The following is a 7,217-nucleotide window of genomic DNA, read 5'->3' as shown; positions in this document are numbered from 1 at the left end:
CCGCCGAGCTTCAGGATCACATCGCCGATCTTGAGGCCGCCTTTGTCCGCCGGATCGCCGGGGATGACATGGGCAACGAGCACGCCCTTGGTGTCCTTCAGGCCCACGGCGCGGGCAGTGTTGTCGTCCAGCTCCTGCATGGTGATGCCGAGCCAGCCGCGCATGATCTTCTTGCCGCTCTTGAGCTGTTGGATGATCGTGCCGGCCATGCTGGCGGGCGTGGCGAAGCCGATGCCCTGGCCGTTTGGCACGATGGCGGTGTTGATGCCCACCACCTTGCCGTCCATGTCGATGAGCGGGCCGCCGGAATTGCCAGGGTTGATGCTGGCGTCGGTCTGAAGAAAGCTGTCAAAGGGCCCGGCGCCGATGTGCCTGCCCTTGGCGCTTACAATGCCCGCGGTGACGGTGTGGCCCAGGCCGAAGGGGTTGCCGATGGCCAGCACCCATTCGCCCACCTTGGTGGTGTCGGAGTTGCCGAACTCCAGCACGGGCAGGCCGCCTCCGGCCTCGATCTTCAAGAGGGCCAGGTCGGTCTCCGGGTCTCGACCGATGATCTTGGCGTCATACGGCTTGTCGCGGCTGAGCAGTTTGACCTTGATCTCGTCGGCCTCGGCCACCACGTGGTTGTTGGTCACGATGTAGCCGTCCTGCGAAATGATGAAGCCGGAACCAAGCGAACTGAGCTTTCTCGGCTGGGCGTCCTGCTGGCCGAACTGCTTTTCGAACTGCTCGAAGAATTCGCGCAGCGGGTGATTCTTGGGAGCGTTTTTGAACAGCTCCTGCATCTGCGAACCCCGGCTGGGGACATTTTTCGTGGTGCTGATATTGACCACGGCCTTTCCTGCACGTTCGGCCAAGTCCGTGAAGTCCGGCAAACCGGCCTTGGCGAGGCCGACCCCTGGCAGGGCGAGCAGGACGAGGAGCGTGGTCAGGGCCAAAATCCGTTTCATAGGGGGTACCTCCGTATGCCGCCGCCACCCTGGCGGTGTTTGTGGAACTATAGTCCCGAAACCGGATTTGTAAAGCCGGGTGGGCCTCAAACGGGTAGTGAGCACATTCAACTTGAACGGGGGGCAGGAATTGTGTAGGACTCCCTCTCCGGCGACCAACACGTGCCCTCGTAGCTCAGTCGGATAGAGCACAGGATTCCTAATCCTGGTGCCGCAGGTTCGATTCCTGCCGAGGGCACCACGCCGCCGTCCTTACCTCCGCACTTTTCCCTTCATCAACATGTTCCTGGCCCCTCAGCCGTCACGGCCCGCGGAGTCTTATGGACTTCTGCGGTGTGCGCTGCTAAAGGACTCGCATGAAAACAATTACCGGCTCCCTGGTGCAGAGCGGCAAAGGCCTGCCCCGTCCCGTCTTCGTCTGCGGCTGCAAACACGTGATGCAAGACTATCCCCTGGCCCCCGTTATCGCTGTCACCTGCCCGAAGTGCCAGGCCACCAAGACCTTCAATGTGGTCGAGTTTGCGCCTGCCCGCTGGCGCATCAAGTAAGCTCCGGGCAACGCCCATTGCCGAATCTGGTGCGTCTGCGCGCCGAAGCCTGTCGCACGGACCCTTCGTGCGCGTCTTGTCTGGCGCACGGTCTCAGGCCTGCACTGCGCCACGCTCACGCGTCCGGCCGGGGACAGCGCGAAGTGTTTGATGTATCTGGCCTAAGGCGGTGCGCCCAACCGGCACGGCCCAAACCACCTTTCGGAGTTCCCATGCGCATTCTCGTCGACGCCGACGCCTGTCCCAACGCCATCAAGGAAATTCTGCTCCGCGCGGCCCTCAGGCTCAAGATCGAGACGACCCTGGTGGCGAATAAGGCCTTGAGCGTGCCGTTTTCACCCTATCTTTCCACCCTGCGCGTGGGCCAGGGTTTCGACGTGGTGGATGACACCATCGCCGAACTCGTCCAGGCCGGGGATCTCGTAATCACTGCGGACATCCCACTGGCGGCCAAGGTGGTGGAACGGGGCGGCACGGGCCTCAATCCGCGCGGCGAACTGTACACCAGCGAGAACATCGCCAGCAGACTGACCATGCGCAACATGCTCGACGAACTGCGCAGCACCGGGGTCATGACCGGCGGGCCTGCGCCCTTGAGCCTGGCGGACCGCAACGCTTTCGCCAACCAGCTGGACAGATTCCTCTCCGCGGCTCTGCGCCGGTAAGGAGAAGAGACGCGCGGTTTCTTTAATTCCCGAGCGTTCCGCTCGTTGCAGGTCTGGGGAAATTCTCGTAGAAAGGGTGCGCTCTTGCGGTGAACACGCAAGCGGCGACTGTTATTCCCCGCATGCCACAAGCTTGGTGATGCGTGCGCTGCCATGCCACAGGAAGGAATCCATGATTCAGACGACCTCGGCCCCTCGGCCCCAGTTGCTGCAAAGCCTGCGGGACATCGGGCACGACATCGCCACGCCCTCGCGTCTGCTGCCGGCCCTGAGCTCCGGCTTCGTCGTCGGCCTGCTGCTCATCGTCATAGAGCTGTCCCTGGCCTCGCTCATCTTCTCCGGGCCATTGGCCTGGTTCGCCCCAAGGGCCGCTGGCCTCACGCTCTTCGGCACCTTCGTCATGTGCATCATCCTGGCCTTGTGCAGCGGCTTCCCCTCGACCATCTGCGTGCCGGAGGACGCCTCCTCGGCCATCATGGCCTCCGTGGCCGCGGCGTTAGTCTCCGGACTTTCCGCAAGCGCCCTTGACCCGCGCGCCACCCTTGTCACCGTGGGCGCGGCCATGACCATGTCCACCCTGGCGACCGGCGTGTTTTTCGTCATTCTCGGCCGCTTCCGTCTGGGCAACCTCATCCGCTACATCCCTTTCCCCGTGGTGGCGGGCTTTCTGTCGGGCGTGGGCTGGCTGCTCATCTCCGGCGGCTTTGGCATCATGACCGGTGTTTCACTGAGCCTGGCCGGGCTGTCCAAGCTCATCGACCCGCAGCTCATCGCCCTTTGGCTGCCGGGCGTGGCCATGGCGGCGGCGCTGATGTTCGGCATGGCCCGTTGCAGCAGCCCCTTTGTGTTGCCGCTCGTGCTGCTGGCCTCCCTTGTCTGCTTCGGCGGCTACCTGCTGGCCTCCGGCCAGGATTTCTCCAGGGTCGCGGAAAGCGGCCTGCTGCTGGGCGGCATGCCCGAAGGCGGCAGGCTCTGGCCCGTGTTCACCGCGACCGACCTGCCGCTCATCCAGTGGGGGGCGCTGCTGCGGGAGCTGCCACAACTTTTGACCATCCCCCTGGTCTCGGCCATTTCCTTCCTGCTCATCTCCAGTGGAATGGAGGCGGCGGCGCGGGTGGACCTGGACCTGAAGCGCGAGTTCTACGCCAACGCCCTGGCCAACTTCGCAGGGGGCCTTGGCGGGGCGCACGCGGGCTATACGGCGCTGAGCTTCTCGTTGCTTGGCCCCATGACCGGCTCTAATTCGCGCCTTGTGGGCATCACCACCGGGCTTTTGGCAGGCATCGCGACCTTTTTCGGCTCCACTGTGCTTGGTTTGTTCCCCAAATTCATCCTCGGCGGCCTCATCCTGTTCATCGGCGTCAGCACCCTGTACGACTGGGGCATCCGCTCCCGCACGAAAGTCACGCGGGTGGAGCTTGCCGTGGTGTGGGCCATTGTCTGCTCCATCGCCTTCTTCGGCTTTCTGGAAGGCGTAGGCGTGGGGCTCATGCTCGCCACCATAGGTTTCGTGGTCAAGTACAGCCGGATTCCCGTGCTCAAGGACGACACCGACGCCAGCGCCCTTTCAAGCGCGCGCCAGCGCTCCGTGCCTGACAGGCACATCCTGCGCGGTCACACCACGCAGGTTCGCGTGCTGCGCGCCACCGGCTATCTGTTCTTCGGCTCGGCCAGCGCCCTCAGCCTGCGCGTGAACTCCCACATGGAGGCCGAGGCGGGCGTCCGGCCGTCATTCATCATCCTTGATTTCAGCGATATCGACGGCTTCGACTCCTCGGCCGTGAACTGCTTCCTGCGCATGCTGCAAAAGGCCGAGTCCTCCGGCGTGGAACTGCTGTTCTGCGCCGCTCCGGATTCTCTGCTTGGGCAGATGCGCTTGGCCGACCCGGCCCAGGTGGATGGCGTGCGTTTCCTGCCCGATGCGGACCGCGCCCTGGAATGGTGCGAGGACGCCATCCTCGACCGGGAACACGCCCGGCTGGAGGAGGGCAAGGATTCCGGCGGGCAGGACGAACTGTTCGATCTTGCCGTGGATGACATGCTGCTGAAGCTTGCGGAAGGGGAGCGCTTCGAGGCCCTTCTGGAGCGGCTGGAGCCCTGGCTTGAAGAGCGCACGGCCCAGGCTGGCGAGGTCATTCTGCGCCAGGGCGAAGCCATGACCGGAGTGTACCTGTTCCAGTCCGGTCAGGCCGAGGAGGTGCGGGCGAGCGATTCCGGACAATCCCCGCAGTTGCTGCGCCTGCGCACCCTCGGAGCCGGGAGCGCCGCTGGCCAGGCAAGCAGCGAGGGGGGGCTGCCGGCGCCGGGAAACATCACCGCGCTTTCAGGCTGCCGCTATGCCTTCCTCTCCGTACTGGCGCTGCGCGAGTTGGAACAGTCCGATGCCCAGACAGCGCTGCTCTTCCACAGCGTCTATGCAAACCAGCTTGAGGGGCGCTTGTACCAGAGCGGCGGCCCAGGCTCCTGATTGCCTGACGGCGCGGCGCACGGCCCGCCAGTCCTTTCCTCACACACGATCCTCGACAGGACCCGCCGGGTGCGGCTGGGATACCTGTACGCTATGCCCCGTTTTGCGAACCGGGACCGGCCAATGCGAGTGCGATGCGTTCGTTGGCCGCCTGAGTGGCCGGTTTGTCGCGCAGCACGGTCAGCGTGGGCAGGGAGAAGGCCAGCAGGCCGTCGCGCACCGAGAGGGTGCCCACGGCGGAATCGCGCCGGGCGGTGAAGGGAAGTTCATCCGGCCCACGCTGGCACTTGCAGTTGATGTTCACGCGGCTCACGAGGTTGTGCAGGCGGCGGGACAGCTCGGCCAGCTGCTGCGGATCGCTGCCGAAGATGCTGGCCTGCTGCCCGTAGCTGGAGGCGGCGATGGCGCGCAAGGCTTCCTGCGGGTCGTCGAACAGGGCCACAGGCGCGATGGGTCCGAACTGCTCCTCATGGAACACCCGCATGTCCGGCGTCACCGGAAACAGTAGGGAGGGCGCGAAAAAGGTTTCGGCGTCATCCATTCCACCGGGCTGTTCACTAGGCAGACCGACCCCGGGAATCAGCTCCTGCGCGCCCTTGGCCAGGGCGTCTGCGCGCAGGGCCTGCAGGAACTTCGGCTTGCCCGGCTCCGGCAGGGGAGTGATGTTTACGCCCGGCTCCCAGGGCAGGCCGCAGTGCAGCTCGGCCACAGCCCCGGTGAAGCGTTCCAGGAAGGTCTCGGCCACTTGCCGGGCCACGAAGATGAGCTTGATGGCCGTGCAGCGCTGGCCGTTGAAGCCGAATGAGCCGCGCAGCACCTCGGGCACGGCGATGTCCAGATCGGCGTCGGGCAGGATGATGGCCGCGTTCTTGGCCTCAAGCCCCAGCACGCAGCGCAGGCGGTTTGGGTGCGGGTGCAGGGCGCGCATGGCCTCGGCCGCGCGGCTGGTGCCGATGAAGGCCAGGGCGTCCACCAAGCCGGAGGCCATGATGGGCGTCACGGTCTCGATGCCGCCGGAGAGGATGTTCACCACCCCGCGCGGAAAGGCCTTGTGGAAGCAGTCCATGAGCGGGAAAAATAGCAGCCTGCCGATGCGCGGCAGTTTGACCACGGCAGTGTTGCCCATAAGCAGGGCCGGAATGAGCGTGGCCAGGGTCTCGTTCAAGGGAAAGTTGAAGGGCCCCATGCACAGCACCACCCCAAAGGGCGACTGGCCGCTGTGCGCCTGCATGCCGCCCACGCGCTGCGGCTGCGCGTTCTGTTCCTGCATGCGCCGCAGTTCGGCCAGGGTGTCGTCGATATACTCGATGGTGCGGTCGAATTCCTGCTCGGATTCCTTGCGCGACTTGCAGATCTCCCAGACCATGAGCCGCACGATCTCCGCGCGCTTGGCGCGCATGCGGCGGCAGAAGTCCTCCACGCAGGCCATGCGGGCGCTTGCGGGCAGATTGGGCCAGGAGCCCAGGCCCTTGTCCCAGGCCGCGGTCGCCGCGCGCAGGGCTTCCTCGCCCACGTGGCTGTCATGAACGGGGCACGCGCCCAGAAGCTGCCGTTTGGGGCCCGGGGCGCTTTCCACAAAAATGGGCGAGAAGATGTCCTGCATGGGGCCATTCCAGGTGCGCAGCTCGCCATCCAGTAAGTACTGCCGGAACGTGGCCGGCCCGGAAAGGGCGAGTTCGTCGGGAATGGCATCGAGCTGGGCCAACAGGCGGAGGGGTTTGGTCGCCATGTCAGATGATCCTTCGTGTTGTGCCATGTGCTGCGTGGGAGGGGGCGCTGCGGCCCGGCCAGCCGCAGGGGCGAGCCGGAGCCGCGCGCTGGAATCCTTCAGTTTTTAGATGACCGCCACGGCTTCGATTTCGACCATGAAGCAGGCGTCCACAAGGCGGGAGACCTCGACGATGGTGGTGGCTGGGCGCACCTCGGCGAAAACTGCGCCGTGGGCCTTGGCGATGTCGTCGAACTTGCTGGCGTCGGTGACGAAGATGCGCGTGCGCACCACGTCCTTCATGCTTGCTCCGGCCTGGGCAAGGGCGGCCTCGATGATCTCCAGGGCGCGCTTGGCCTGGCCGTACATGTCCGGGGCCACGGAACCGTCGGCCTCGACCCCGCAGGTGCCGGAGACATAAATAGTGTTCCCGGCCACTACGGCGCGGGAATAGCCGAGGAGGGGCTCCCATTTGGAGCCGGAGGAAATGAGGGTCTTCTGGGTCATGGAGTGTCTCCCGGTGCTTGAAGGTTGCGCTGCCTGGGCAGGCTTTGTGCCAGACTTTGCCTCGAAGCGGAAGCCCCGGCGCCTCCCTCGCCTCAACCCTGCCAGCGGAAGCGGAACAGGCAGGCCGGTGCGCCTGCGGAGATGACTTCCGGTCTGTCCAGCAGCAGTTTTGGAGAATAGCCTGCGGCAAAGGCCGCGTCGCGCCGACAGGACAGGGTGGCGTGCAAGGCCTTGGGCAGGCCCATTTGCGCATACATTTCCATGTACCCGCAGCGCACGACGCGGAAGTCCAGGCTCTCTGCCTCCAGCTCGATTCCTTCGATGGTCAGCGCACCACCGGCCTGCCAGAGCTCCAGCACGCCGGAGAAATGC

Annotated in this window: 7 protein-coding genes and 1 tRNA gene; 4 read left to right on the top strand and 4 right to left on the bottom strand. The window is 65.1% G+C overall.

Annotated features, from left to right (window positions below):
* A partial coding sequence (locus tag VN419_RS11785) for a trypsin-like peptidase domain-containing protein (RefSeq protein WP_325647424.1) occupies positions 1-950 on the bottom strand: 950 nt, incomplete at its 3' end.
* 164 nt (positions 951-1,114) lie between these two features.
* On the opposite strand from VN419_RS11785, the gene VN419_RS11780 reads away from it, so the two are divergent.
* The 4 genes from VN419_RS11780 (at position 1,115) to VN419_RS11765 (ending at position 4,630) form a co-directional block, all read left to right on the top strand.
* A tRNA-Arg gene (locus VN419_RS11780) sits at positions 1,115-1,191 on the top strand.
* 115 nt (positions 1,192-1,306) lie between these two features.
* Entirely contained in the window at positions 1,307-1,498 is a 192-nt protein-coding gene (locus VN419_RS11775) for a hypothetical protein (protein ID WP_325647423.1), read from the top strand.
* A 212-nt stretch (positions 1,499-1,710) separates the two neighbouring features.
* A complete protein-coding gene (locus tag VN419_RS11770) occupies positions 1,711-2,163 on the top strand; it encodes a YaiI/YqxD family protein (protein ID WP_325647422.1) in 453 nt (150 codons plus the stop codon).
* Positions 2,164-2,335: 172 nt separating this feature from the next.
* The gene (locus VN419_RS11765; RefSeq protein ID WP_325647421.1) at positions 2,336-4,630 is read left to right on the top strand and encodes a SulP family inorganic anion transporter; all 2,295 of its coding nucleotides are present in this window, start codon (positions 2,336-2,338) and stop codon (positions 4,628-4,630) included.
* Between the two features lie 91 nt (positions 4,631-4,721).
* Here the strand turns inward: VN419_RS11765 and VN419_RS11760 are convergent, their stop codons facing one another.
* The 3 genes from VN419_RS11760 to VN419_RS11750 all read right to left on the bottom strand — a co-directional run.
* The gene (locus VN419_RS11760) at positions 4,722-6,359 is read right to left on the bottom strand and encodes an aldehyde dehydrogenase family protein (protein ID WP_325647420.1); all 1,638 of its coding nucleotides are present in this window, start codon (positions 6,357-6,359) and stop codon (positions 4,722-4,724) included.
* A gap of 105 nt (positions 6,360-6,464) precedes the next feature.
* Positions 6,465-6,845, bottom strand: a complete 381-nt coding sequence (locus VN419_RS11755; RefSeq protein WP_325647419.1) for a RidA family protein — start codon at positions 6,843-6,845, stop codon at positions 6,465-6,467.
* A gap of 92 nt (positions 6,846-6,937) precedes the next feature.
* The coding region (locus tag VN419_RS11750; RefSeq protein WP_325647418.1) for an L-2-amino-thiazoline-4-carboxylic acid hydrolase at positions 6,938-7,217 on the bottom strand (280 nt) is incomplete at its 5' end.

Source organism: Humidesulfovibrio sp., from assembly GCF_035560995.1.
Lineage (GTDB): Bacteria > Desulfobacterota > Desulfovibrionia > Desulfovibrionales > Desulfovibrionaceae > Humidesulfovibrio.
Note: the sequence above shows the minus strand (reverse complement) of the source record. Positions and strands in the feature narration are given on the sequence as shown.

What these genes read in the sequence shown, in the direction of transcription:
- VN419_RS11775 (WP_325647423.1), top strand. Translation starts at nt 1,307, where the DNA reads ATGAAAACAATTACCGGCTCCCTGGTGCAGAGCGGCAAAGGCCTGCCC.
- VN419_RS11760 (WP_325647420.1), bottom strand. Translation starts at nt 6,359, where the DNA reads ATGGCGACCAAACCCCTCCGCCTGTTGGCCCAGCTCGATGCCATTCCC.
- VN419_RS11765 (WP_325647421.1), top strand. Translation starts at nt 2,336, where the DNA reads ATGATTCAGACGACCTCGGCCCCTCGGCCCCAGTTGCTGCAAAGCCTG.
- VN419_RS11770 (WP_325647422.1), top strand. Translation starts at nt 1,711, where the DNA reads ATGCGCATTCTCGTCGACGCCGACGCCTGTCCCAACGCCATCAAGGAA.
- VN419_RS11755 (WP_325647419.1), bottom strand. Translation starts at nt 6,845, where the DNA reads ATGACCCAGAAGACCCTCATTTCCTCCGGCTCCAAATGGGAGCCCCTC.